Here is a 25,624-nt window from a genome sequence, read left to right as displayed (position 1 = left end):
AGCGGCACCCCTCCACCATGCACATGACCGGCGCCCCCGCGTCGGCACCAGGGAGTGAGTTCGGTTGTCGACCGCCATCCTCACCGGCCAGCCGGTCCCCGGATCGTCGATCGAGGCCGATCTGCGGGCCCTCGGCTTCGACGTGCGCCCCGCCGCCGACGTCGGTGACGCCGAGGCCGTGCTGGCCCGGGTGCCGAGCGAGGAGCGGGTCGCCGTCGTCGACGCCCGCTTCGTCGGGCACACCCACGCCCTGCGCCTGGGCCTGACCGACCCCCGCTTCCCGCTCGCCGCCGTCCCCGGCGCCGTCACCGCGCAGCCGGCCGGCCGCCAGGCCCTGGTCCGCGCCCTGGCCCGGGAGAACACCGCGGGCGGCGGCACCGCGCTCGCCGTGGACAGCGTCGCCGACCGCGTCGTCGCCGCCCTGCGCGCCGACGGCACCGCCGTGCACCACCCCGAACTCGGCAGTCTCGTCGCCGTCGTCCCGGCCGACCCGCAGGCCCGCAACGAGGCGCGGCAGGCCGTCGCCGCCGTCGACGACGAGGCCGTCCGCCTCAAGTCGGCCGTCAAGGCCCGCGACGGCTTCTTCACCACGTTCTTCATCAGCCCGTACTCGCGCTTCATCGCCCGCTGGTGCGCCCGCCGCGGCCTGACCCCCAACCAGGTCACCACCGCCTCCCTGCTCACCGCGCTCATAGCGGCCGGCTGCGCCGCCACCGGCACCCGCGCCGGCTTCGTCGCCGCCGGCGTGCTCCTCATCGCCTCGTTCGTCCTGGACTGCACCGACGGCCAGCTCGCCCGCTACTCGCTGCAGTACTCCACCCTCGGCGCCTGGCTCGACGCCACCTTCGACCGGGCCAAGGAGTACGCCTACTACGCCGGACTCGCCCTCGGCGCGGCCCGCGGCGGCGGCCATGACGACGTATGGGCCCTCGCGCTGGGCGCCATGGTCCTGCAGACCTGCCGGCACGTCGTGGACTTCTCCTTCAACGAGGCCAACCACGACGCCACCGCCAACACCAGCCCCACCGCCGCCCTCTCCGACAAGCTCGACAGCGTCGGCTGGACGGTCTGGCTGCGCCGCATGATCGTCCTGCCCATCGGGGAACGCTGGGCCCTGATCGCCGTCCTGACGGCCGCCACCACCCCCCGCATCACCTTCTACGTCCTGCTCGCCGGCTGCGCCTTCGCGGCGACGTACACCACGGCGGGCCGCGTGCTGCGCTCGGTGACCCGCAAGGCACGCCGCACCGACCGGGCCGCGCAGGCGCTCGCGGACCTCGCGGACAACGGGCCGCTCGGCGCGGGCCTCGCCCGCGCCCTGCGCGGGCCCGCCCGCGGGCTGCCCGCCGTCACCGCACCCGCCGTCGCCCTGCTCGGCGGCGTCGCCGTCGTGGCCTGCTGTGCCCTCACCGGCTTCGGCGGCCTGTGGCCCGTCGCCGGCGCCCTGGTCTACGTCCTCACCTCGGCGCTCGCCCTCGCCCGCCCCCTCAAGGGTGCCCTGGACTGGCTGGTCCCGCCGCTGTTCCGGGCCGCGGAGTACGGAACCGTCCTGGTCCTGGCGGCCCGCGCCGACGTGCACGGGGCCCTGCCGGCGGCTTTCGGGCTGGTGGCGGCCGTCGCCTACCATCACTACGACACGGTGTACCGCATCCGCGGTGACGCCGGAGCGCCGCCGGCCCGTCTGGTGCGCGCCATCGGGGGGCAGGAAGGGCGGACGCTGCTCGTCACCGTACTGGCGGCGCTGCTCACCGCCGCGCAGTTCAAGGCCGCGCTCACGGTCATCGCCGTGCTCGTGGCCGTCGTGGTGCTCGCCGAGAGCATCCGCTTCTGGGTGGCCGCCCACAAGGGCGGCGCGCCCGCCGTACACGACGAAGGAGAACCCGCATGATCGGCCTCGTGCTGGCGGCCGGCGCCGGACGGCGTCTGCGCCCCTACACCGACACCCTGCCCAAGGCGCTGGTGCCGGTCGGGCCCGCGGGCATAGAGGACGGTTCCGACGGGCTCACCGTCCTCGACCTCACCCTCGCCAACTTCGCCGAGATCGGTCTGAGCGAGGCCGGTGTCATCGTCGGCTACCGCAAGGAGGCCGTGTACGAGCGCAAGGCGGCCCTGGAGCAGAAGTACGGCCTCAAGCTCACGCTCATCGACAACGACAAGGCCGAGGAGTGGAACAACGCCTACTCGCTGTGGTGCGGCCGTGACGCCCTCGCGGACGGCGTGATCCTCGCCAACGGCGACACCGTCCACCCGGTCTCCGTGGAGAAGACGCTGCTCGCCGCCCGCGGCGACGGCAAGCGGATCATCCTCGCCCTGGACACCGTCAAGACGCTGGCCGACGAGGAGATGAAGGTCGTCGTCGACCCCGCCACCGGTGTGCGGCGCATCACCAAGCTGATGGACCCCGCCGAGGCGACCGGCGAGTACATCGGTGTCACCCTCATCGAGGGGGAGGCCGCCGCCGACCTGGCCGACGCGCTCAAGGCCACCTTCGAGCGCGACCCGCAGCTCTACTACGAGGACGGCTACCAGGAGCTGGTCGACCGCGGCTTCCGCATCGACGTCGCACCGATCGGCGAGGTCGACTGGGTCGAGATCGACAACCACGACGACCTCGCCAGGGGACGGGAGATCGCGTGCCGCTACTGACCCGGCTGATCCCCTCGCCGGTCGCCGTCGACATCCGCCCGGGCGCCCTGGACGACCTGGCCTGCGTCCTCGCCGACGAGCGGGTCTCGCACTCCGGCCGGCTCGCCGTCGCCGTCAGCGGCGGCTCGGGCGCCCGGCTGCGCGAGCGGGTCGCCCCCACCCTGCCCGGCGCCACCTGGTACGAGGTCGGCGGCGGCACCCTGGACGACGCGATCCGGCTGGCCGGCGAGATGAAGAGCGGCCACTACGACGCCGTCGTCGGCCTGGGCGGCGGAAAGATCATCGACTGCGCGAAGTTCGCGGCGGCCCGCGTCGGCCTGCCCCTGGTGGCCGTGCCCACCAACCTCGCGCACGACGGCCTGTGCTCCCCGGTCGCCACCCTCGACAACGACGCCGGCCGCGGCTCCTACGGCGTGCCCAACCCGATCGCCGTCGTCATCGACCTGGACGTCATCCGCGAGGCCCCGGCCCGCTTCGTCCGCTCGGGCATCGGCGACGCCGTCTCCAACATCAACGCGGTCGCGGACTGGGAACTGGCCCACCGGGTGAACGGCGAGAAGATCGACGGCCTGGCCGCCGCCATGGCCCGGCAGGCGGGCGAGGCGGTGCTGCGCCACCCCGGCGGCATCGCCGACGGCGGCTTCCTCCAGGTGCTGGCCGAGGCACTGGTCCTCACCGGCGTCGCGATGTCCGTCTCGGGCGACTCGCGTCCCGCCTCCGGCTCCTGCCACGAGATCAACCACGCCTTCGACCTGCTGTTCCCCCAGCGCGCCGCGAGCCACGGCGAACAGTGCGGGATGGGCGCGGCCTTCGCGATGCACCTGCGGGGCGCCGTCGAGGAGTCGGCGCTGATGGCCGGGGTGCTGCGCCGGCACGGGCTGCCGGTGCTGCCGCAGGACATCGGCTTCACGGTGGACGAGTTCGTCCGTGCCGTGGAGTTCGCCCCGGAGACCCGTCCCGGCCGCTACACGATCCTCGAACACCTCGACCTCAAGACCGAACAGATCAAGGACGCCTACGCCGACTATGTCAAGGCCATCGGTAGCTGAACTCAGACCGGTCGTGCACCCCGTGGGGGTCAAGGACCGGCGCAGCGGTGAGCACTGGATGGGACGCCTCTACATGCGTGAGGTGTCCCTGCGGGTCGACCGCTACCTGGTGAACACCAAGGTCACGCCCAACCAGCTCACGTACCTGATGACGGTGTGCGGTGTCCTCGCCGCCCCGGCCCTGCTGGTGCCGGGCGTGTGGGGCGCGGTGCTCGGCGTCGTCGCGGTCCAGCTCTACCTGCTGCTGGACTGCGTCGACGGCGAGGTGGCCCGCTGGAAGCAGCAGTTCTCGCTCGGCGGGGTCTACCTGGACCGGGTCGGCGCCTACCTGACCGACGCGGCCGTCCTGGTCGGCCTCGGACTGCGCGCCGCCGACCTGTGGGGGAGCGGACGGATCGACTGGCTGTGGGCCTTCCTGGGCACCCTGGCCGCGCTCGGCGCCATCCTGATCAAGGCGGAGACGGACCTGGTCGGCGTCGCCCGCCACCAGGGCGGACTGCCCCCGGTCAAGGAGAGCGCCGCCGAACCGCGCTCCTCCGGCGTGGCGCTGGCCCGCCGGGCAGCCGCCGCGCTCAAGTTCCACCGGCTGATCCTGGGTATGGAGGCGTCCCTGCTGATCCTGGTCCTCGCGATCGTGGACCAGATACGGGGCGACCTGTTCTTCACCCGGCTCGGCACGGCCGTCCTGGCCGGCATCGCGCTCCTGCAGACCCTGCTGCACCTGGTGTCCGTCCTCGCCTCCAGCAGGCTGCGGTGAGCGGCATGGCCACCTCGCCGAAGGTCGGGGCCGTCGTCATCACGATGGGCAACCGCCCCGACGAGCTGCGCGCGCTGCTCGACTCGGTGGCCGAGCAGGACGGCGACCCCGTCGAGGTCGTCGTCGTCGGCAACGGCTCGCCCGTCCCGGACGTCCCCGAGGGCGTCCGGACGATCGAGCTGCCGGAGAACCTCGGCATCCCCGGCGGGCGCAACGTCGGCATCGAGGCCTTCGGCCCCGGCGGCACCGACGTCGACATCCTGCTCTTCCTCGACGACGACGGTCTGCTGGCGCGCACCGACACCGCCGAGCTGTGCCGCCGCGCCTTCACCGCCGACGAGAAGCTGGGCATCATCAGCTTCCGCATCGCCGATCCCGAGACCGGCCTCACCCAGCGCCGCCACGTGCCGCGGCTGCGGGCCTCCGACCCGATGCGCTCCTCCCGGGTCACCACCTTCCTGGGCGGGGCGAACGCCGTCCGCACGAAGGTCTTCGCCGAGGTCGGCGGGTTGCCGGACGAGTTCTTCTACGCCCATGAGGAGACCGACCTGGCGTGGCGGGCCCTCGACGCGGGCTGGATGATCGGCTACCGGTCCGACATGGTGCTGTACCACCCCACGACCGCGCCCTCGCGGCACGCGGTCTACCACCGCATGGTCGCCCGCAACCGGGTCTGGCTGGCCCGCCGCAACCTGCCGGCCCCGCTCGTCCCGGTCTACCTGGGGGTGTGGATGCTCCTCACCCTCGCCCGGCGCCCCTCGCGCCCGGCCCTGAAGGCCTGGTTCGGCGGGTTCCGGGAAGGCTGGGCCACGCCGTGCGGACCGCGCCGGCCCATGCGGTGGCGTACCGTGTGGCGGCTCACCCGGCTGGGCCGGCCGCCGGTCATCTGACAAGCTCGTTGCCCGGCGGCACCGGCCGCACCCGGCCGGTGCCCGTGCCATGCCCGTCCATCCGCACAGGCTGCGCATCTCGAAGACGAAAGTATTCCCTTGTGAGTGAGACAACGCATGACGGCCCTGTCGCCCTCGGCGCGGCTTCGCCGCCCGACGAGGGCCTTCCGGCGGACCGGCTCGCCGCCAAGTACGGCCTGTCCGTCAGCGGCGCCCGGCCCACGCTCATCGAGTACGTACGCCAGCTGTGGGGCAGGCGCCACTTCATCCTCGCCTTCTCCCAGGCGAAGCTGACCGCCCAGTACAGCCAGGCCAAGCTCGGCCAGCTCTGGCAGGTGGTGACGCCGCTGCTGAACGCGGCCGTGTACTACTTCATCTTCGGTGTCATCCTCAAGGCCAACCGCGGCCTGTCGCACGACACCTACCTGCCGTTCCTGGTCACCGGCGTGTTCGTCTTCACCTTCACGCAGAACTCGGTCATGGCCGGCGTCCGCGCCATCTCCGGCAACCTGGGCCTGGTGCGGGCGCTGCACTTCCCGCGGGCCTCGCTGCCGGTCTCCTTCGCGCTGCAGCAGCTCCAGCAGCTGCTGTTCTCGATGATCGTGCTGTTCGTCATGGTCATCGCCTTCGGCAGCCTCCCCGCCATGTCCTGGCTGCTGATCGTCCCGGCGCTGGTGCTGCAGTTCCTGTTCAACACGGGCCTGTCGCTGATCGTGGCCAGGATGGGCGCCAAGACGCCCGACCTCGCCCAGCTGATGCCGTTCATCATGCGGACCTGGATGTACGCGTCCGGCGTGATGTTCTCCATCGACAGCATGCTCAAGGGCAGGCCGGAGTGGTTCATCCGGCTGATGCAGGTCAACCCTGCCGCCGTCTACATGGACCTGATGCGCTTCGCGCTGATCGACGGCTACGGTGCCTCGCACCTCCCGCCGCACGTCTGGGCCGTCGCCCTGCTGTGGGCCGTGGTCTTCTTCGCCGGCGGTTTCGTGTACTTCTGGAAGGCCGAGGAGAGGTACGGACGTGGCTGAGCACAACAGCGGCCCGGACACCGCGCGCGAGGGCGGGTCCCGGATCCCCACCGTCATCGCGGACGAGCTGCACATCGTCTACCGCGTCAACGGCGCGAAGAGCGGCAGGGGCAGCGCCACCGCGGCCCTGAGCCGGATCCTGAAGCGGGGCTCGGACGACTCGGCGCGCGGGGTGCGCAAGGTGCACGCCGTCAAGGGCGTCTCCTTCGTCGCCTACCGCGGCGAGGCCATCGGTCTGATCGGTTCCAACGGTTCGGGCAAGTCCACCCTGCTGCGGGCCATCGCGGGCCTGCTCCCGGCCGAGAGGGGCAAGGTCTACACCGACGGCCAGCCGTCCCTGCTCGGCGTGAACGCGGCGCTGATGAACGACCTCACCGGCGAGCGCAACGTCATCCTCGGCGGCCTGGCCATGGGGATGTCCCGCGAGGAGATCAAGGCGCGCTACCAGGAGATCGTGGACTTCTCGGGCATCAACGAGAAGGGCGACTTCATCACGCTGCCGATGCGGACGTACTCCTCCGGCATGGCGGCGCGGCTGCGGTTCTCCATCGCCGCCGCCAAGGACCACGACGTCCTCATGATCGACGAGGCGCTGGCCACCGGCGACCGCAAGTTCCAGCAGCGCTCGGAGGAACGCATCCGCGAGCTGCGCAAGGAAGCGGGCACCGTGTTCCTGGTGAGCCACAACAACAAGTCGATCCGGGACACCTGCGACCGGGTGCTGTGGCTGGAACGCGGGGAACTGCGGATGGACGGGCCCACCGGCGAGGTGCTCAAGGAGTACGAGAAGTTCACGGGTAAATAGACGACGCGGTGGCGGGGCCCCGCCGGAACTCTTCCGGCGGGGCCCCTTCGTCCGTAAAGGAACCGTCAACTCCTACGCCGCTTAGGAATCTTGAACGGGATCGGTGTGTTGTTGTGATGTGCAGGACACCCCCCCTGCGACCCGCATCGTTGTACAACGTAAGCTGTACCGGTCCCGGAAAGCGGCATGTGGGGAGATAATGCGCGACACCCTCCGCCAGGGCCGCTGCCCGGAGGGCCGGGCGGCGTGTCCGAAATAGTGTGTGTCGGGTCGGCAGTGTAGAACGGGAGATGTGACGGCAATGGCTACGGAAACTCCCCTGCTCACCGCAGCATGTGCCGTCCATGCGCCGGGCAGCGGACGATGACCGGGGCGACCACGGCGCTCGACCCGGAACGCGCCACACTCGACAAGGCCGCGGGTGAGAACTTCCCCGTGGCACCGTTCTTCCTGCCCCGCGCCTGGCGCACCGACCTGATGGCCGTCTACGGCTTCGCACGTCTGGTCGACGACATCGGCGACGGCGACCTGGCCCCCGGCGGCGCCGACGCACGGCTGCTCGGCGTCCCGCCCGAGGAGGCCGAGGACCGCCTCGTCCTCCTGGACGCCTTCGAGGCCGACCTGCGCCGCGTCTTCGACGGCACCCCGCGCCACCCCCTGCTGCGCCGCCTGCAGCCCACCGTCCGCCGCCGCGCACTGACCCCCGAGCCGTTCCTCGGGCTGATCGCCGCCAACCGCCAGGACCAGCTCGTCACCCGGTACGAGACCTACGACGACCTGCTGGCCTACTGCGAGCTGTCCGCCAACCCCGTCGGCCGTCTCGTCCTCGCTGTCACCGGCACCTCGACCCCCGAGCGGATCCGCCGCTCCGACGCGGTCTGCACCGCCCTGCAGATCGTCGAGCACCTCCAGGACGTCGCGGAGGACCTCGGACGCGACCGCATCTATCTGCCCGCCTCGGACATGAAACGCTTTCACGTCCAGGAGGCGGACCTCGCCACGCCCACCGCGGGCGCGTCGGTGCGCGCACTGGTCGCGTACGAAGCCGAACGCGCCCGTGAACTCCTGAATGAAGGCGCCCCCCTGGTGGGTAGCGTCCACGGCAGGCTGAAGCTGCTGCTCGCGGGGTTCGTGGCGGGGGGGAGGGCGGCGCTCCGCGCGATCGCCGCCGCCGAACACGACGTACTTCCCGGCCCGCCCAAGCCCGGCAAGGTCCAGTTGCTGCGCGAGGTGGGCGTGACTCTGCGAGGAGAGGGGTGATCCGGGCCGTGGAGTCGGAACAGCACGCGTCCGCACCGGTACTCGCCGCCTACAGCTACTGCGAGGCCGTCACCGGACAGCAGGCCCGCAACTTCGCCTACGGCATCCGGCTGCTGCCGGCGCCCAAGCGGCGCGCCATGTCGGCGCTGTACGCGTTCTCGCGGCGCGTCGACGACATCGGCGACGGCGCGCTGGCGGACGACGTCAAGGAAGCCCGGCTCCAGGACACGCGGGTCCTGCTCGGCCGGATCCGCGACGGCGCGGTCGAGGACGACGACACCGATCCCGTCGCCGTCGCGCTCGCGCACGCGGCCCGCACCTTCCCGATCCCGCTCGGCGGCCTGGACGAACTCATCGACGGCGTCCTCGCGGACGTCCGCGGCGAGACCTACGAGACCTGGGACGACCTGAAGGTCTACTGCCGGTGCGTCGCCGGCGCCATCGGACGGCTCTCCCTCGGCGTGTTCGGCACCGAGCCCGGCGCGCGCGGCGCCGAGCGCGCCCCCGAGTACGCCGACACGCTGGGCCTGGCGCTGCAACTGACCAACATCCTGCGCGACGTGCGCGAGGACGCCGAGGGGGGCCGCACCTACCTGCCCGCCGACGACCTCGCCAAGTTCGGCTGCTCGGCCGGTTTCGACGGGCCCACCCCGCCGGAGGGCTCCGACTTCGCCGGCCTCGTCCACTTCGAAGTGCGCCGCGCCCGCGCCTTGTTCGCCGAGGGCTACCAGCTGCTGCCCATGCTGGACCGGCGCAGCGGCGCCTGCGTCGCCGCCATGGCCGGCATCTACCGCCGCCTGCTCGACCGCATCGCACGCGAACCCGAGGCCGTGCTGCGCGGCCGGGTCTCCCTGCCCGGCCGGGAGAAGGCCTACGTCGCCGTGCGCGGCCTGTCCGGCCTGGACACCCGGCACGTGACCCGGCAGGCCGTCAGGAGGCGCGCCTGATGGCCCCGGCCGACCACGAACAGCAGCAGGGCGACGAACCGCGGGCAACCCCGCACCGCCCCACGGCGTCACTGACGGCGACGGCAGGCCGGGGAGCACGCGCCCACCGCGGCGGACGGACAGGGGAGGGCGCACGATGACGGACGGGACGCGACCGGGCGGACCACTCGCGGCGGCGGTGCCGGGGCGGCACGCCGTCGTCGTCGGCGGCGGCCTCGCCGGGGTGACCGCCGCGCTCGCGCTCGCCGACGCCGGGGTGCGCGTGACGCTCATCGAAGGCCGGCCGCGCCTTGGCGGCCTCGCCTTCTCCTTCCGGCGCGGCGACCTCACCGTCGACAACGGACAGCACGTCTACCTGCGCTGCTGCACCGCCTACCGCTGGTTCCTCGAACGGATCGACGGCGCCGCGCTCGCCCCGCTGCAGGACCGGCTCGACGTGCCCGTCCTCGACGCCGGCAGACCCGAGGGACGCCGGCTCGGCAGACTGCGCCGCGACGCACTGCCCGTGCCCCTGCACCTCGGGCGCAGCCTGGCCACCTACCCGCACCTCTCGCTCGCCGAGCGCGCCCGCGTCGGCCGCGCCGCACTCGCCCTCAAGGCACTGGACCCGGCCGACCCCGCCCTGGACTCCCAGAACTTCGGGAGCTGGCTGGCCGAGCACGGCCAGTCGGCCCGTGCCGTCGAGGCACTGTGGGACCTCGTGGGGGTCGCCACCCTCAACGCGGTCGCCTCCGACGCCTCACTGGGGCTGGCCGCGATGGTGTTCAAGACCGGTCTGCTGTCCGACCCGGGCGCGGCCGACATCGGCTGGGCCCGCGTCCCGCTGGGCGAACTGCACGACCGCCTCGCCCGCAAGGCGCTCGACTCCGCGGGCGTCCGTACCGAGGTCCGTACACGCGTCACCTCCGTCTCCACCAACGACAACGGCGGCTGGAGCGTCCAGGTTCCCGGCGAGACGCTCCAGGCCGACACGGTCGTCCTCGCCGTGCCCCAGCGCGAGGCCCACGGCCTGCTGCCGCCCGGCGCCCTCGACGCCCCCGAACGGCTGCTCGACATCGGCACGGCCCCGATCCTGAACGTGCACGTCGTCTACGACCGCAAGGTCCTCGCCCGGCCCTTCGTCGCCGCCCTCGGCACACCGGTGCAGTGGGTCTTCGACCGCACCGAGGCCTCCGGACTGCGCCAGGGCCAGTACCTCGCCCTGTCCCAGTCGGTGGCCCACGACGAGATCGACGCCCCCGTCGCCGTACTGCGCGAGCGCTACCTGCCCGAGCTGCGGAGGCTGCTGCCGCGGGCGCGCGGCGCCGAGGTGAAGGACTTCTTCGTGACCCGGGAGCGCACGGCGACGTTCGCCCCCGTCCCCGGCGTGGGCCGGCTGCGCCCCGGCGCCCGCACCAAGGCACCCGGCCTGTACCTGGCCGGCGCGTGGACCGCCACCGGGTGGCCCGCGACCATGGAGAGCGCCGTCCGCAGCGGCGTGAGCGCGGCGGACGCCGCCCTGCGCGCCCTGGGCCGGCCCCGCCCGAGCCGCCTCTTCGCTGCGCAGGAGGCGGCCCCCCGCACCTTCCCCGGGGACACCCCCCGGGGTCCCGGCCGACAACCGGGAGAGACCGGCGCCGCCCAGCGAGGGGGGATCCGGTGAAGGCCGCCCACCAGCCCACCGCGGGTCCCCGCACCGCCGGTACCGCGACAAGAGGAGAGACTGTGCCCACTGTGCCCCCGGCCGCTCGGCAGACCGCGGTGGACGTGACCGCGCTGTTGGAGCGCGGACGGACCCTGGCCACTCCGGTCCTGCGGGAGGCCGTGGACCGCCTGGCCCCTCCGATGGACACCGTCGCCGCCTACCACTTCGGCTGGATCGACGCCGCCGGCAACCCGGCGGACGGCGACGGCGGCAAGGCCGTGCGCCCCGCCCTCGCGGTGCTCTCCGCCGAGGTCACCGGCGCCGCGCCCGAGGCCGGAGTGCCCGGCGCGGTCGCCGTCGAACTCGTCCACAACTTCTCCCTGCTGCACGACGACCTCATGGACGGCGACGAACAGCGCCGCCACCGCGACACCGTCTGGAAGGTGCACGGCCCCGCCCAGGCCATCCTCGTCGGCGACGCCCTGTTCGCCCTCGCCAACGAGGTCCTGCTGGAGCTGGGCACCGTCGAGGCCGGCCGCGCCGCCCGACGCCTGACCACCGCCACCCGCGCCCTGATCGACGGCCAGGCGCAGGACATCTCCTACGAGCACCGCGACCGGGTCAGCGTCGCCGAGTGCCTGGAGATGGAGGGCAACAAGACCGGCGCCCTGCTCGCCTGCGCCTGCTCCATCGGCGCGGTGCTCGGCGGCGCCGACGACGCGACCGCCGACACGCTCGAGAAGTACGGCCACCACCTCGGCCTGGCCTTCCAGGCCGTCGACGACCTCCTCGGCATCTGGGGCGACCCGGAGGCCACCGGCAAACAGACCTGGAGCGACCTGCGCCAGCGCAAGAAGTCCCTGCCGGTGGTGGCCGCACTCGCGGCGGGCGGCGACGCCTCCGAGCGGCTCGGCGAGATCCTCGCCGCCGACGCCAAGAGCAGCGACTTCGCGAACTTCTCCGAGGAGGAGTTCGCGGCCCGCGCCGCGCTCATCGAGGAGGCGGGCGGCCGGGAGTGGACCGCCCAGGAGGCGCGCCGCCAGCACACCATCGCCATCGAAGCCCTCGACTCCGTGAACATGCCCGACCGGGTCAGGTCCGCGTTCACGGCGCTCGCCGACTTCGTCGTCGTACGAAAGAGATGATCACTATCGGAACCACCCTCGCGTAGTCGCCGGCCGGTGCCGAAAGGTTTCAGGCACCGGTCGACGGCGGACCCACAGCAGCACGACTTGCACGACTGCACGAAGGGGAAGCCATGACAGCGACGACCGACGGAAGCACCGGGGCCGCACTGCCGACCCGCGCTGCCGCGGCCAGCGAAAGCGTACTCACCACCCCCGTGACGGCCGGGGTACAAGAAGCCGCCGCACACGCCACCCGGCGTGCCACCGACTTCCTGCTCGCGCAGCAGGACGCCGAGGGCTGGTGGAAGGGCGACCTCGAGACGAACGTCACGATGGACGCCGAGGACCTGCTCCTGCGCCAGTTCCTGAACATCGCCGACGAGGAGACCACCCGCGCCGCCGCGCTCTTCATCCGCGGCGAGCAGCGCGAGGACGGCACCTGGGCCACCTTCTACGGCGGCCCCGGCGAACTGTCCACCACCATCGAGGCCTACGTCGCCCTCCGCCTGGCCGGCGATGCGCCGGACGCGCCGCACATGGCGAAGGCGTCGGCCTGGATCCGCGCGCAGGGCGGCATCGCCGCCTCCCGCGTCTTCACCCGGATCTGGCTCGCCCTGTTCGGCTGGTGGAAGTGGGAAGACCTGCCGGAGATGCCGCCGGAGCTGATCTGGTTCCCCGACTGGATGCCGCTCAACATCTACGACTTCGGCTGCTGGGCCCGGCAGACCATCGTGCCGCTCACCATCGTCTCGGCCAAGCGCCCGGTGCGCCCCGCGCCGTTCCCGCTGGACGAGCTGCACACCGACCCGCGGCGCCCCAACCCGCCCCGGCCGCTCGCCCCGGCGGCGAGCTGGGACGGCGTCTTCCAGCGCCTGGACAAGGGCCTGCAGGTCTTCCGCAAGGTCGCGCCGAAGCGGCTGCGCAGGGCCGCGATGAACACCGCCGTGCGCTGGATCATCGAACGGCAGGAGAACGACGGCTGCTGGGGCGGCATCCAGCCGCCCGCCGTCTACTCCGTCATCGCCCTGCACCTGATGGGCTACGACCTCAACCACCCGGTGATGCGCGCGGGCCTGGAGTCGCTGGACCGCTTCGCGGTCCGGCGCGAGGACGGCGCCCGGATGATCGAGGCCTGCCAGTCCCCGGTGTGGGACACCTGCCTGGCCACCATCGCGCTCGCCGACGCCGGTCTGCCCGCAGACCACCCGCAGCTGGTGAAGGCCGCGGACTGGATGCTCGGTGAGCAGATCGTGCGCCCCGGCGACTGGTCGGTGCGCCGCCCCGGACTGCCGCCGGGCGGCTGGGCGTTCGAGTTCCACAACGACAACTACCCCGACATCGACGACACCGCCGAGGTGGTCCTCGCGCTGCGCCGGGTCCGCCACCACGACCCGGAACGCGTCGACAAGGCCATCGGCCGGGGCGTGCGCTGGAACCTCGGGATGCAGTCGAAGAACGGCGCCTGGGGCGCGTTCGACGTCGACAACACCAGCCCCTTCCCCAACCGCCTGCCGTTCTGCGACTTCGGCGAGGTCATCGACCCGCCCTCTGCCGACGTCACCGCGCACGTGGTGGAGATGCTCGCCGTCGAGGGCCTGTCCCACGACCCGCGGACCCGGCGCGGCATCCAGTGGCTGCTCGCCGAACAGGAGGCGGACGGCTCGTGGTTCGGCCGCTGGGGCGTCAACTACATCTACGGCACCGGCTCCGTCGTACCCGCGCTGACCGCGGCCGGCCTGCCCGGCTCCCACCCGGCGATCCGCCGCGCGGTGGCCTGGCTGGAGCGCGTGCAGAACGACGACGGCGGCTGGGGCGAGGACCTGCGCTCCTACCGGTACAGCAGGGAGTGGAGCGGCAAGGGCGCCTCCACCGCCTCGCAGACCGCGTGGGCGCTGATGGCCCTGCTCGCGGCGGGGGAGCGGGAGTCCAAGGCGGTCGAGCGCGGCATCCAGTGGCTGGCCGGCACCCAGCGGGAGGACGGCTCGTGGGACGAACCGTACTTCACCGGCACCGGCTTCCCCTGGGACTTCTCCATCAACTACCACCTGTACCGGCAGGTGTTCCCGCTCACCGCGCTCGGCCGCTACGTCCACGGTGATCCCTTCGCCGGCAAGACGCCGGGCGACCGGCCCCGCGTCGAGGCGCAGGGCAGCTGATGAGCACCCAGCCCGCCCCGGACCCGCTGCTGATCGCCTGCGCGCTCGGCATCGAGCACCTCGCCCTGCGCAGCGGCGACCGCGGCGCGCGGCGGGCGGGCCGGCGCGCGGGGGGCGGGCCGGAGCGGCACCAGGCCGAAGGGCCGGTGGACATCCTGCGCACCGGCATGGGCCCCCGGGCGGCGGAACGCTCCGTCACCCGGGCCCTCGCCGGGCCCGCGCTGGCCCGGGCCGCCGTGCTGGCCACGGGCTTCTGCGCCGGCCTCGCGCCGGGCATGCACCCCGGCGACCTCGTCGTCGCCGAGGAGACCCGGGACCCGCGCGGGACCGTCGCCTGCGTCGGCACCGAACTGCTGGTGAAGGAACTCGCCCGCGCGCTGCCCGGCCGCACCGTCCACACCGGACCCGTCACCGGCTCCGACCACGTGGTGCGCGGTCCCGAGCGGTCCGATCTGCGCGCCACCGGCGCGATCGCGGTCGACATGGAGTCGGCGGCCACGCTGCTGACCGCCGTCCGCGCCGGCGAGCGCCCGGTCGCGGCCGTCCGGGTGGTCGTGGACGCCCCGGAACACGAACTCGTACGCATCGGCACGGTGCGCGGCGGCATATCCGCCGTCCGCGTTCTCCGCGCCGTCCTTCCTACTTTCTTCGAATGGCACCGTAATGTGCTGCTCCCCAGGAGGTGAGCCAGATGGCCATGCCACTGCGCCAGTCCATCAAGGTCGCTACATATCTGGCCGAACAGAAGCTGCGCAAGCGGGACAAGTTCCCGCTGATCGTGGAGCTCGAGCCGCTCTTCGCCTGCAACCTCAAGTGCGAGGGCTGCGGCAAGATCCAGCACCCGGCCGGAGTGCTCAAGCAGCGCATGCCGGTCGCCCAGGCCGTGGGCGCGGTGCTCGAGTCGGGTGCGCCGATGGTGTCCATCGCGGGCGGAGAGCCCCTGATGCACCCTCACATCGACGAGATCGTGCGCCAGTTGGTGGCCAAGCGGAAGTACGTCTTCCTGTGCACCAACGCCATGCTGCTGCGCAAGAAGATGGACAAGTTCAAGCCGTCCCCCTACTTCGCCTTCGCCGTGCACATCGACGGCCTGCGCGAGCGGCACGACGAGTCGGTGGCCAAGGAAGGCGTGTTCGACGAGGCCGTGGCGGCCATCAAGGAGGCCAAGCGGCGCGGCTTCCGGGTGACCACCAACTCCACCTTCTTCAACACCGACACCCCGCAGACCATCATCGAGGTCCTCAACTTCCTCAACGACGACCTCAAGGTCGACGAGATGATGATCTCGCCCGCCTACGCCTACGAGAAGGCGCCCGACCAGGAGCACTTCCTCGGCGTCGAGCAGACCCGCGAGCTGTTCAGGAAGGCCTTCTCGGGCGGCAACCGGCTGCGCTGGCGGCTCAACCACTCGCCGCTGTTCCTCGACTTCCTCGAGGGCAAGGTCGACTTCCCGTGCACCGCCTGGGCGATCCCCAACTACTCGCTCTTCGGCTGGCAGCGCCCCTGCTACCTGATGAGCGACGGCTACGTCCCGACGTACCGCGAACTCATCGAGAAGACCGACTGGGACAAGTACGGCCGCGGCAAGGACCCGCGCTGCGCCAACTGCATGGCGCACTGCGGTTACGAGCCCACCGCCGTCCTGGCCACCATGGGGTCCCTCAAGGAGTCCCTGCGCGCCATGCGCGAGACCGTCTCCGGAAACCGGGACTGACACGATGACGGCCGTTTCCTTGGGCCTTCCCGAGGTACCGGCCCGGCCGGTCGCCGAGCGACGCGTGTCGCGGCGGATCCAGGTCGGGCCGGTGGCCGTCGGGGGCGGGGCCCCGGTGTCGGTGCAGTCGATGACGACGACGCGTACGTCGGACATCGGTGCGACGTTGCAGCAGATCGCGGAGCTGACGGCGTCGGGCTGTCAGATCGTGCGGGTGGCGTGTCCGACGCAGGACGATGCGGACGCGCTGGCGACGATCGCGCGGAAGTCGCAGATTCCGGTGATCGCGGACATTCATTTCCAGCCGAAGTACGTGTTCGCCGCGATCGAGGCGGGGTGTGCGGCGGTGCGGGTGAATCCGGGGAACATCAAGAAGTTCGATGATCAGGTGCGGGAGATCGCGAAGGCGGCGAAGGACCGTGGGACGCCGATCCGGATCGGGGTGAACGCGGGGTCGCTGGACCGGCGGCTGCTGCAGAAGTACGGGAAGGCGACGCCGGAGGCGCTGGTGGAGTCGGCGCTGTGGGAGGCGTCGCTGTTCGAGGAGCATGGTTTCCGGGACATCAAGATCTCGGTGAAGCACAACGATCCGGTCGTGATGATCGAGGCGTACCGGCAGCTGGCGGAGCAGTGCGAGTATCCGCTGCATCTGGGTGTGACGGAGGCGGGTCCGGCGTTCCAGGGCACGATCAAGTCGGCGGTGGCGTTCGGTGCGCTGCTGTCGCAGGGGATCGGTGACACGATCCGGGTGTCGTTGTCGGCGCCTCCGGTGGAGGAGGTCAAGGTCGGCTTGCAGATCCTTCAGTCGCTGGGGCTGCGGCAGCGGGGGCTGGAGATCGTCTCGTGTCCGTCGTGCGGGCGTGCGCAGGTGGATGTGTACAAGCTGGCGGAGGAGGTCACGGCGGGGCTGACGGGTATGGAGGTTCCGTTGCGGGTGGCCGTGATGGGGTGTGTGGTCAACGGTCCCGGTGAGGCGCGTGAGGCTGATCTGGGTGTGGCGTCGGGCAACGGCAAGGGGCAGATCTTCGTCAAGGGCGAGGTCATCAAGACGGTGCCCGAGTCGAAGATCGTGGAGACCCTGATCGAAGAGGCGATGAAGCTCGCCGAGCGGATGGAGGCCGACGGCGTCGCGGCAGACGCCCCGACCGCCACGGGAACACCGACCGTGACGGTGAGTTGACGTACGGCACGGACCGAGAGGGGGCCCAGCGTGACCATTCTGGAGAACATCCGGGGACCACGTGACCTGAAGGCGCTGTCCGAGGCGGAACTCGGCGAACTGTCCGAGGAGATACGTGACTTCCTGGTGCAGGCGGTGGCCAGGACCGGCGGTCATCTCGGGCCCAACCTGGGGGTGGTGGAACTCACCGTCGCCCTGCACCGGGTCTTCGATTCACCGGTGGACCGCATCCTGTGGGACACCGGCCACCAGAGTTACGTGCACAAAATGCTGACCGGGCGTCAGGACTTCTCCAAGCTGCGGAGCAAGGGCGGCCTGTCCGGGTACCCCTCCCGCGAGGAGTCCGAGCACGACGTCATCGAGAACAGTCACGCCTCCACCGCGCTCGGCTGGGCCGACGGGCTCGCCAAGGCGCGGCAGGTACGAGGCGGCGAGGGGCATGTCGTCGCCGTCATCGGGGACGGCGCGCTGACCGGCGGCATGGCCTGGGAGGCGCTCAACAACATCGCCGCCGCCCGCGACCGGCCGCTCATCATCGTCGTCAACGACAACGAGCGCTCCTACGCGCCGACCATCGGCGGCCTCGCCAACCACCTGGCCGCCCTGCGCACCACCGACGGCTACGAGAAGGTCCTGGCCTGGGGCAAGGACGTGCTCCAGCGCACACCCGTCGTCGGCGGCACCCTCTACGAGTCGCTGCACGGCGCGAAGAAGGGCTTCAAGGACGCCTTCGCCCCGCAGGGCATGTTCGAGGACCTGGGCCTGAAGTACCTCGGCCCGATCGACGGCCACGACCTGCGCGCCCTGGAGTCGGCGCTGCGCCGCGCCAAACGCTTCCACGGGCCGGTCCTCGTGCACTGCCTGACCGAGAAGGGCCGCGGCTACGAACCGGCCCTCGCGAACGAGGAGGACCACTTCCACACCGTCGGCGCGATGGACCCGCTCACCTGCGCCCCTCTCGCCCCGTCCGGCGGGCCGTCCTGGACGTCCGTGTTCGGCGACGAGATCGTGCGGATCGGTGAGGAACGCGAGGACGTCGTGGCCGTCACGGCGGCCATGCTGCACCCGGTGGGTCTCGGCAAGTTCGCCGAGCGGTTCCCCGACCGGGTGTGGGACGTCGGCATCGCCGAGCAGCACGCCGCGGTCTCGGCGGCCGGCCTGGCCACCGGCGGCCTGCACCCGGTCGTCGCCGTCTACGCCACCTTCCTCAACCGTGCCTTCGACCAGCTGCTCATGGACGTGGCCCTGCACCGCTGCGGCGTCACCTTCGTCCTGGACCGCGCCGGGGTGACCGGCGTCGACGGTGCCTCCCACAACGGCATGTGGGACATGTCCGTCCTCCAGGTCGTGCCCGGGCTGAGGATCGCCGCGCCGCGCGACGCCGACCAGTTGCGCGCCCAGTTGCGCGAGGCGGTCGCCGTGGACGACGCGCCGACGCTGGTGCGCTTCCCGAAGGAGTCGGCCGGCCCCAGGATCCCGGCCGTCGACCGGGTGGGCGGCATGGACGTGCTGCACCGGGCGGAGCGGCCCGAGGTGCTGCTGGTGGCCGTCGGCGTGATGGCGCCGGTGTGCCTGCGGGCGGCCGAGCTGCTCCGGGCGCGCGGCATCGGCTGCACGGTCGTCGACCCCCGCTGGGTGAAGCCCGTCGACCCGGCGCTGCCCGGCCTGGCCGCCGGGCACCGGCTGGTGGCCGTGGTCGAGGACAACAGCCGCGCCGCCGGCGTCGGCTCCGCGGTGGCGCTGGCCCTGGGTGACGCCGAAGTGGACGTACCGGTGCGGCGGTTCGGCATCCCGGAGCAGTTCCTCGCGCACGCCAAGCGCGCGGAGGTGCTGGCCGACATCGGTCTCACCCCCGTCGAGATCGCCGGACGGATCAGCGCCTCCCTGGCCGCACGGGAACAGACCGGGACCGTACCGGCGGCGACCGGGACCGTACCGGCGCAGCAACCCGCCGCGCCCGGCGAGGCCGCCGACGCGGCCGGGGACGTCATGGCAGTCAAGGAGAAAACTGAATGACCACGGAGTTCGACCTCGGCGCCCTCCTGGCCGAGCGCGGCGCCGAGCGCTACGAGCTGCACAGCAAGCACCTGAACCACCAGCTGCCGCGCATGCTGCACACCATCGGTTTCGACAAGGTCTACGAACGGGCCGAGGGCGCGCATTTCTGGGACGCCGACGGCAACGACTACCTGGACATGCTCGCCGGGTTCGGGGTGATGGGCCTCGGCCGGCACCACCCCGTCGTCCGCAAGGCCCTGCACGACGTGCTGGACGCCCAGCTCGCCGACCTCACCCGCTTCGACTGCCAGCCGCTGCCCGGCCTGCTGGCGGAGCGGCTGCTCACGCACAGCCCGCACCTGGACCGGGTGTTCTTCGGCAACAGCGGCACCGAGGCGGTGGAGACCGCGCTCAAGTTCGCCCGCCGCGCCACCGGGAAACCGCGGATCCTGCACTGCGAGCACGCCTTCCACGGGCTGACCACCGGCTCGCTGTCCGTGAACGGCGAGGAGGGCTTCCGGGACGGCTTCGCCCCGCTGCTGCCCGACACCGCGGTCCCGCTCGGCGACCTGGACGCGCTCGCCCGCGAGCTGAAGAAGGGCGACGTGGCCGCCCTGATCGTGGAGCCGATCCAGGGCAAGGGCGTGCACGAGACACCGCCCGGCTACCTGCGGGCCGCGCAGGAGCTGCTGCACCGGCACAAGGCCCTGCTCATCGCCGACGAGGTGCAGACCGGCCTCGGCCGCACCGGCGACTTCTACGCCTACCAGCACGAGGACGGCGTCGAGCCGGACCTGGTGTGCGTGGCCAAGGCCCTGTCGGGCGGCTACGTCCCGGTGAGCGCGACCCTCGGCAGGGACTGGATCTTCAAGAAGGTCTACTCCTCCATCGACCGGGTCCTGGTGCACTCGGCGAGCTTCGGGTCCAACGCCCAGGCCATGGCCGCGGGCCTCGCCGTCCTGTCCGTCATGGAGAACGAGCAGATCGTCGCCAACGCGCGGGCCACCGGCGACCTGCTCAGGTCCCGCCTGGCGGCGCTGACCGACAAGTACGAACTGCTCGCCGACGTCCGCGGCCGGGGCCTGATGATCGGCATCGAGTTCGGCAGGCCCAGGTCGCTGAAGCTGCGCGGCCGCTGGACCATGCTCCAGGCCGCCCGCAAGGGCCTGTTCGCGCAGATGGTGGTCGTCCCGCTGCTCCAGCGCCACCGGATCCTCACCCAGGTCTCCGGTGACCACCTGGAGGTGATCAAGCTGATCCCGCCGCTCGTCATCGGCGAGCAGGACGTCGACCGGTTCGTGGACGCCTTCACCGCCGTGATGGACGACGCGCACGGTGGCGGACTCATGTGGGACTTCGGAAAGACGCTGGTCAAGCAGGCGGTGGCCAACCGGTAGGCGCTCCGGAGAACGGCGGCGCCGTGCGGTTTGCCTCTGAGGCAAGAAATTTGCCCCAGGGGCAAGCCTGCGGCTCAATGGAGGCATGAGCACTCCCGAGTCCGGGCCACCGGCGGGACAGGCCGAGAACCTGCCCACCGTCGCGCCCCAGCTGCGCGCGCTCCGCCGCCGTGCCTCCCTCACCCTGGAGGCCGCGGCCGGCGCCGCCGGGCTGTCGCCCGCGCACCTCTCCCGCCTGGAGACGGGACAGCGCCAGCCCTCACTGCCGATGCTGCTGGCACTCGCCCGTGTCTACGGTACGACCGTCTCCGAACTGCTCGGCGAGAGCGTCGCCGACCGGGACGCGATCGTGCGCGGCGCGGACATGGAACCCACCCGGGCCGGCGGCTGGACCTACTACCAGGCCGGTTCCTCCGGGCGCGGTATGCAGACCCTGCGGGTGCGGGTGCCGTACGGCTCCCAGGGCGACATCGTACGGGTCCACCCCGGCGAGGAGTGGCTGTACGTCCTCAAGGGGCGGCTGCGGCTGCGCCTGGGCGACACCACCCACCTGCTCGCCCCCGGGGACAGCGCGCACTTCGACTCGCTGACCCCGCACCGCATCGCCGCCGAGGACCCGGACGGGCTCGAGCTGCTCTTCGTCCACACCCTGCTGCAGAGTCCCACGGCCGCGCTGTGCCTGGGCCCACACACCGGAGAGATGTCATGACCGACATGGAGGAGAAGTTCCCGCGTGCCCTCTGGGTCCGGCTGATCATCTACATCGCCGTCGGACACCTCTTCGCCGCCTTCGTGTGGCTGCTGTTCGAGGTCGGCGCCAAGTGACGCGGCCCGCCGCACGCCACCGGGCGCAGAGCTGCGGCAACGCCGCGAGCCTGCGTGCCATGCGTCGCGGGCCGGGCGCCCGTTCTGTGCGGAGTTCTCAGTCCAGCAGCCGCTCGCGCAGCCGCTGCCTGGTCGCGGGGGCGAGCCGCAGCCCCCGCTCCAGGTAGGCGTCGACCCCGCCCCAGGTCTCCTCGATGGTCTCCAGGGCCGCCGTCAGGTACTCGGCGCGCGCCTCGAACAGCGGGCTGAGCAGCTCCATCACCTCGGGGGAGTAGGCCGCGGCGGACGAGCCGCTGCGGCGCACCTTGTAGCGGCGGTGCCGGGCGTTGGACTCCAGGTAGTCCGCGGTGATCGCCTCCCGCTCCACGCCCAGGGCGAGCAGCGTCACGGCGATCGACAGTCCGGCCCGGTCCTTGCCCGCGGCGCAGTGCATCAGGGCCGGGAGGCTGTCCTCGGCGAGCGCGTGCAGCACCTGGGAGTGCTCGGCGGTGCGCTGCGTGACGATGGTGCGGTAGGAGGCGGTCATCCGGGCGACGCCCTTGCCGTCGTCCAGGATCGCCCGCAACTGGTCGAGGTCGCCGTCGCGGACCATCTTCCAGAACTCGGCGCCGTCGGCCGGGTCGCTCAGCGGCATGCTCACGTTGCGCACGCCGGGCAGCTCGACGTCCGGCCCCTCCAGCTTTTTGTCGGCCGCGTTGCGGAAGTCGAAGACGGTGTGCAGGCCGAGGGAGGCGAGGAAGGCGGCGTCCTCGGAGGTCGCGTGCGCGAGATGCCCGCTGCGGAACAGCACCCCGTGCCGCACCCGCCGCCCGTCCACGGTCGGCAGTCCGCCCACGTCACGGAAGTTGCGCACTCCGGTCAGCTCCGGCTCGGTCGACGGGACCTGCTGCGTCACGGGGACTCCTCCCTCTCGGCCCCGCCGCACGGCGCGTCGGCGGGCGCGGTCCCGACGATACGACATGGCTGCCTGGGGCAACATCGTGCGCGGGGGCGGGGTGACGTGGGTCATCGAGGGGGGCGGGGCGGGCCTTCGATGCCGGTCGTCGAGAACCCCGTTCTCTTCCCGCGGACCGCCGTGTGCTTCCCGTCGCCGCCCGTATTCCCGTGTGCGAGATGATGTTGAAGTGGCCTTTCTCACCGACCGTCAACCCCTGCCTACGGTCGCGTAGGTCACATTGGAAGGTGAATCATGGGCCGACGTGGCAGACGATTCGAAGAGTGACAGCAGATCAGTGATCGGGTCGTACGTGGCGGTGGGGGACAGCTTCACCGAAGGCGTCGGAGACCCCGGCCCCGACGGGGCGTTCGTCGGCTGGGCCGACCGGTTCGCGGTCCTGCTCGCCGACCGGCGACCCGAGGGCGACTTCCGGTACACGAACCTCGCCGTGCGCGGGAAGCTGCTCGACCAGATCGTGGCGGACCAGGTTCCGCGGGCCGTCGAGCTGGCCCCCGACCTGGTCTCCTTCTGTGCGGGCGGCAACGACATCATCCGTCCCGGCACCGACCCGGACGACGTGGCCGAGCGGTTCGAGAAGGCGGTCGCCCGGCTCGCCTCCGCGGCCGGGACCGTGATGGTCACCACCGGCTTCGACACCCGCGGCGTGCCCGTGCTCAAGCACCTGCGCGGCAAGATCGCGACGTACAACGGGCATGTGCGGGCCATCGCCGACCGGTACGGCTGCCCGGTGCTCGACCTGTGGTCCCTGAAGACCGTGCAGGACCGCCGGGCCTGGGACCACGACCGGCTGCACCTGTCTCCCGAGGGGCACACCCGCGTCGCGCTGCGGGCCGGCCAGGTCCTCGGCGTCGACGTCCCGGCCGACCCGGAGCAGCCCTGGCCGCCGCTGCCGCCGCGCGGCACCCTGGACATCCGCCGCGACGACGTCCACTGGGCCCGCGAGTACCTGGTCCCGTGGATCGGCCGCCGGCTGCGCGGTCAGTCCTCGGGGGACGACGTGACGGCCAAGGGCACCCTGTCCCCGGACGACATCAGGACACGGATCGCGTCGGTGGCCTGACGGGGGCGCCGGCCGTTTCCCGGGGGTGCCGTTCCAGGGGGTGTGCGCCCGCCGGGCCGCGTCACGAGGTGGGCGCCCGCAGGGGCGGGCCGGGGCGGGCGGTGGGCGGTCAGCGCGCCGCGGTGGTCAACGCCCGCCGCTCCACGTTCAGTTCGCGGGCCAGGGCCTCGTCGACCCACTCCAGGGCGCGGGTGCGCGAGACCGTACCGCCGTAGCAGGTCAGCTGCACGGCGAGGCCGTCCAGCAGGGCCGTCAGGCGCAGGGCCGTGCCCTCGGGGTCCGGGCAGCGGAACTCGCCTGCGGCCACCCCCTGGGCCACGACCTCGGTGAGGGCCGCCTTCCACTGCCGGTCGAGGTCCCGGGCCACCTTCCGCAGGGCCGGCTCCCGCAGCGCGGCGGCCCACCCCTCCACCCACAGCCGCCAGCCCTTGGCACTGCCGGTGGGCGCGTACCAGCGCAGCGCGGCGCGCAGCCTGCGCAGCGCCGTGGTGCGCCGGCCGAGCAGCGCGCGCAGGTGCGCGAGGTCGTCCTCGGCCGCCCGGGCGAACGCGGCGGCCACGAGGTTCTCCTTGGTGGAGAAGTGATAGAGCACCAGCGCGTTGCTCACGCCGAGCACCGCGGCCACGTCGGCGATCCGCACGGCCGCCACACCCCGTGCCTCGATCTGGCCGATGGCGGCCCGCAGCAACTCCTCGCGCCGCTCCGCCACGCTCAACCGCATTCTCGCCACGCGGTCACCCTAATGGGTCTTGCCGTGCGGGCAAGGTGTGTGCCCGGCCGGCTGCCCGTGACGGCCCCCGGGCGGCCGGTGAGCCGCCCGGCGGCCCTCCATAATGGAAAACCTGACCGACCCCACCTGGAGGTAACGTGGCCGGCTTCCGTCCCTCGAGTTCCGGGCTGCGCGCCCTGCGGCCCGAGGCCTTCGGTGTGGACCCAGGCGGGGCGCGCATGGCGCGGATCCGCCGCTCCCCCCATTTCAAGGACGGCGTCTTCCAGAATCCCGGAGGCGAGGCGCGGACGCGGCCGTCGGGCTCCCCGTGGGACTTCGCCAAGCTCTACTTCGACAAGGAGCAGCGCGTACGCCGCTCCCCGCAGGGCGACATCCCGGTGCACGCCACCACCTACGCGGACCTGGCCCGCCCCGCGGCCACCGGACTGCGGGTGACGTGGCTGGGGCACTCCAGCGTCCTCGTGGAGATCGACGGGCACCGGGTGCTCTTCGACCCCGTGTGGGGCGAACGCTGCTCCCCGTTCCCCTTCGCGGGCCCACGCCGGCTGCACCCGGTGCCCCTGCCGCTGGCCGCGCTCGGCCGGGTCGACGTGGTGGTCATCTCCCACGACCACTACGACCACCTGGACATGCCCACGATCAAGGCGCTGGCGGGCACGGACACCCTCTTCGCCGTGCCGCTCGGCGTCGGCGCCCACCTCGAACACTGGGGCGTCCCGGCCGGCCGCCTGCGCGAACTGGACTGGCACGAGGCGACCAAGGTCGGCGGACTCACCCTGACCGCGACCCCCGCCCGGCACTTCTGCGGCCGGGGCCTGCGCAACACCCAGCACACCCTGTGGGCCTCCTGGGCCGTCGCGGGCGACGAGCACCGCGTCTACCACAGCGGTGACACCGGCTACTTCGACGGGTTCAAGGACATCGGCGCCGACCACGGCCCCTTCGACGTCACGATGATCCAGCTCGGCGCCTACGCGGAGTTCTGGCCCGACATCCACATGACCCCCGCGGAAGCGGTGCGGGCGCACCTGGACCTCCAGGGAGGCGGCCCGGGCGGTGTGCTGCTGCCGATCCACTGGGGCACCTTCAACCTGGCACCGCACCCGTGGGCGGAGCCGGGGGAGTGGACGAAGGACGCGGCCGAGGAGGCCGGCCAGGCGGTGGCGTTCCCGCGGCCGGGCGAGCCGTTCGAGCCGGCCGGAGAGCTGCCGGGCGAGGCGTGGTGGCGGGCGGTGTCCGGGCCGATCGCGCACCCGTGGCGCCGTCCCCGGATCGCCCAGGACATCGCGGAGACGAGCAAGGGCGACCTGGACCTCGCGGGCGAGAGGTGACGCCCGCCGGGGACGGGCTCGGTGACCGCGTCCGCCCTCCCCGGATCGACGTCCGCATCCGGGGCCGATCCGTCCGAGGGTGAGGAGCGCCCGGACGGCGCACCCGCGCGGATCTCCCCGGGCCGGCCCGCGCCCTCCC

23 protein-coding genes are annotated in these 25,624 nt (G+C 72.3%); 21 read left to right on the top strand and 2 right to left on the bottom strand.

Annotated features, from left to right (window positions below):
• Positions 1–64: 64 nt before the first annotated feature.
• The 19 genes from AC6I72_RS04555 to AC6I72_RS04465 all read left to right on the top strand — a co-directional run bounded on the left by AC6I72_RS04555 (position 65) and on the right by AC6I72_RS04465 (position 21,406).
• Positions 65–1,888 (top strand): DUF5941 domain-containing protein, encoded by a 1,824-nt coding sequence (locus tag AC6I72_RS04555; protein ID WP_497999570.1) that lies wholly within the window; start codon positions 65–67, stop codon positions 1,886–1,888.
• Positions 1,885–2,646 carry a phosphocholine cytidylyltransferase family protein gene (locus AC6I72_RS04550; RefSeq protein WP_497999569.1) on the top strand — a complete coding sequence of 254 codons (762 nt, stop codon included), beginning with the start codon at positions 1,885–1,887 and terminating at the stop codon, positions 2,644–2,646. Before AC6I72_RS04555 ends, AC6I72_RS04550 begins: the two co-directional genes overlap by 4 nt.
• The gene (locus tag AC6I72_RS04545; protein ID WP_037863119.1) at positions 2,634–3,695 is read left to right on the top strand and encodes an iron-containing alcohol dehydrogenase family protein; all 1,062 of its coding nucleotides are present in this window, start codon (positions 2,634–2,636) and stop codon (positions 3,693–3,695) included. The genes AC6I72_RS04550 and AC6I72_RS04545 overlap by 13 nt, the downstream gene beginning before the upstream one ends.
• Positions 3,696–3,708: 13 nt before the next feature.
• Positions 3,709–4,452 carry a CDP-alcohol phosphatidyltransferase family protein gene (locus AC6I72_RS04540; RefSeq protein WP_497999568.1) on the top strand — a complete coding sequence of 248 codons (744 nt, stop codon included), beginning with the start codon at positions 3,709–3,711 and terminating at the stop codon, positions 4,450–4,452.
• 5 nt (positions 4,453–4,457) lie between these two features.
• On the top strand, positions 4,458–5,342 hold the full coding sequence (locus AC6I72_RS04535) for a glycosyltransferase family 2 protein (RefSeq protein ID WP_497999567.1): 885 nt from the start codon (positions 4,458–4,460) through the stop codon (positions 5,340–5,342).
• Positions 5,343–5,443: 101 nt separating this feature from the next.
• On the top strand, positions 5,444–6,373 hold the full coding sequence (locus tag AC6I72_RS04530) for an ABC transporter permease (protein WP_037863109.1): 930 nt from the start codon (positions 5,444–5,446) through the stop codon (positions 6,371–6,373).
• Positions 6,366–7,178, top strand: coding sequence for an ABC transporter ATP-binding protein (locus AC6I72_RS04525; RefSeq protein WP_497999566.1), 813 nt, complete (start codon positions 6,366–6,368; stop codon positions 7,176–7,178). The genes AC6I72_RS04530 and AC6I72_RS04525 overlap by 8 nt, the downstream gene beginning before the upstream one ends.
• Positions 7,179–7,541: 363 nt before the next feature.
• The gene (hpnC, locus tag AC6I72_RS04520; RefSeq protein WP_497999565.1) at positions 7,542–8,438 is read left to right on the top strand and encodes a squalene synthase HpnC; all 897 of its coding nucleotides are present in this window, start codon (positions 7,542–7,544) and stop codon (positions 8,436–8,438) included.
• Complete coding sequence (hpnD, locus tag AC6I72_RS04515) at positions 8,435–9,385, top strand: presqualene diphosphate synthase HpnD (protein WP_497999564.1); 951 nt, start codon at positions 8,435–8,437, stop codon at positions 9,383–9,385. Before hpnC ends, hpnD begins: the two co-directional genes overlap by 4 nt.
• 136 nt (positions 9,386–9,521) lie before the next feature.
• A complete protein-coding gene (hpnE, locus tag AC6I72_RS04510) occupies positions 9,522–11,027 on the top strand; it encodes a hydroxysqualene dehydroxylase HpnE (protein WP_497999563.1) in 1,506 nt (501 codons plus the stop codon).
• On the top strand, positions 11,024–12,154 hold the full coding sequence (locus AC6I72_RS04505) for a polyprenyl synthetase family protein (RefSeq protein WP_078884366.1): 1,131 nt from the start codon (positions 11,024–11,026) through the stop codon (positions 12,152–12,154). Before hpnE ends, AC6I72_RS04505 begins: the two co-directional genes overlap by 4 nt.
• Positions 12,155–12,267: 113 nt before the next feature.
• Positions 12,268–14,292, top strand: a complete 2,025-nt coding sequence (gene shc, locus AC6I72_RS04500) for a squalene--hopene cyclase (protein ID WP_497999562.1) — start codon at positions 12,268–12,270, stop codon at positions 14,290–14,292.
• Positions 14,292–14,978, top strand: a complete 687-nt coding sequence (locus AC6I72_RS04495; RefSeq protein ID WP_497999561.1) for a 5'-methylthioadenosine/S-adenosylhomocysteine nucleosidase family protein — start codon at positions 14,292–14,294, stop codon at positions 14,976–14,978. Before shc ends, AC6I72_RS04495 begins: the two co-directional genes overlap by 1 nt.
• A gap of 5 nt (positions 14,979–14,983) precedes the next feature.
• Positions 14,984–16,006, top strand: coding sequence for an adenosyl-hopene transferase HpnH (gene hpnH / locus AC6I72_RS04490; protein WP_037863097.1), 1,023 nt, complete (start codon positions 14,984–14,986; stop codon positions 16,004–16,006).
• 4 nt (positions 16,007–16,010) lie between these two features.
• A complete protein-coding gene (gene ispG / locus AC6I72_RS04485) occupies positions 16,011–17,186 on the top strand; it encodes a flavodoxin-dependent (E)-4-hydroxy-3-methylbut-2-enyl-diphosphate synthase (protein ID WP_497999560.1) in 1,176 nt (391 codons plus the stop codon).
• A 30-nt stretch (positions 17,187–17,216) separates the two neighbouring features.
• Complete coding sequence (dxs, locus tag AC6I72_RS04480) at positions 17,217–19,202, top strand: 1-deoxy-D-xylulose-5-phosphate synthase (protein WP_497999559.1); 1,986 nt, start codon at positions 17,217–17,219, stop codon at positions 19,200–19,202.
• Positions 19,199–20,581 carry an aspartate aminotransferase family protein gene (locus AC6I72_RS04475; protein ID WP_497999558.1) on the top strand — a complete coding sequence of 461 codons (1,383 nt, stop codon included), beginning with the start codon at positions 19,199–19,201 and terminating at the stop codon, positions 20,579–20,581. The genes dxs and AC6I72_RS04475 overlap by 4 nt, the downstream gene beginning before the upstream one ends.
• A gap of 85 nt (positions 20,582–20,666) precedes the next feature.
• Complete coding sequence (locus tag AC6I72_RS04470) at positions 20,667–21,290, top strand: helix-turn-helix domain-containing protein (protein WP_497999557.1); 624 nt, start codon at positions 20,667–20,669, stop codon at positions 21,288–21,290.
• The gene (locus AC6I72_RS04465) at positions 21,287–21,406 is read left to right on the top strand and encodes a DUF6126 family protein (protein WP_037864074.1); all 120 of its coding nucleotides are present in this window, start codon (positions 21,287–21,289) and stop codon (positions 21,404–21,406) included. Before AC6I72_RS04470 ends, AC6I72_RS04465 begins: the two co-directional genes overlap by 4 nt.
• Positions 21,407–21,503: 97 nt before the next feature.
• Here AC6I72_RS04465 and AC6I72_RS04460 read toward each other — a convergent pair whose 3' ends face one another.
• A complete protein-coding gene (locus AC6I72_RS04460) occupies positions 21,504–22,301 on the bottom strand; it encodes a tyrosine-protein phosphatase (RefSeq protein ID WP_497999556.1) in 798 nt (265 codons plus the stop codon).
• A gap of 337 nt (positions 22,302–22,638) precedes the next feature.
• Between AC6I72_RS04460 and AC6I72_RS04455 the strand changes: the two genes are divergently transcribed.
• Complete coding sequence (locus tag AC6I72_RS04455) at positions 22,639–23,424, top strand: SGNH/GDSL hydrolase family protein (RefSeq protein ID WP_037864073.1); 786 nt, start codon at positions 22,639–22,641, stop codon at positions 23,422–23,424.
• Positions 23,425–23,533: 109 nt separating this feature from the next.
• On the opposite strand, the gene AC6I72_RS04450 is transcribed toward AC6I72_RS04455, so the two are convergent.
• Positions 23,534–24,145: a TetR/AcrR family transcriptional regulator gene (locus AC6I72_RS04450; protein ID WP_498004589.1), complete on the bottom strand. Its 612-nt coding sequence runs from the start codon at positions 24,143–24,145 to the stop codon at positions 23,534–23,536.
• 146 nt (positions 24,146–24,291) lie between these two features.
• Here AC6I72_RS04450 and AC6I72_RS04445 point away from each other — a divergent pair, with 146 nt between their 5' ends.
• The gene (locus AC6I72_RS04445; protein WP_497999555.1) at positions 24,292–25,485 is read left to right on the top strand and encodes an MBL fold metallo-hydrolase; all 1,194 of its coding nucleotides are present in this window, start codon (positions 24,292–24,294) and stop codon (positions 25,483–25,485) included.
• Positions 25,486–25,624 lie beyond the last annotated feature (139 nt).

The sequence above is a fragment of the Streptomyces sp. Xyl84 genome, assembly GCF_059731885.1.
Note: the sequence above shows the minus strand (reverse complement) of the source record. Positions and strands in the feature narration are given on the sequence as shown.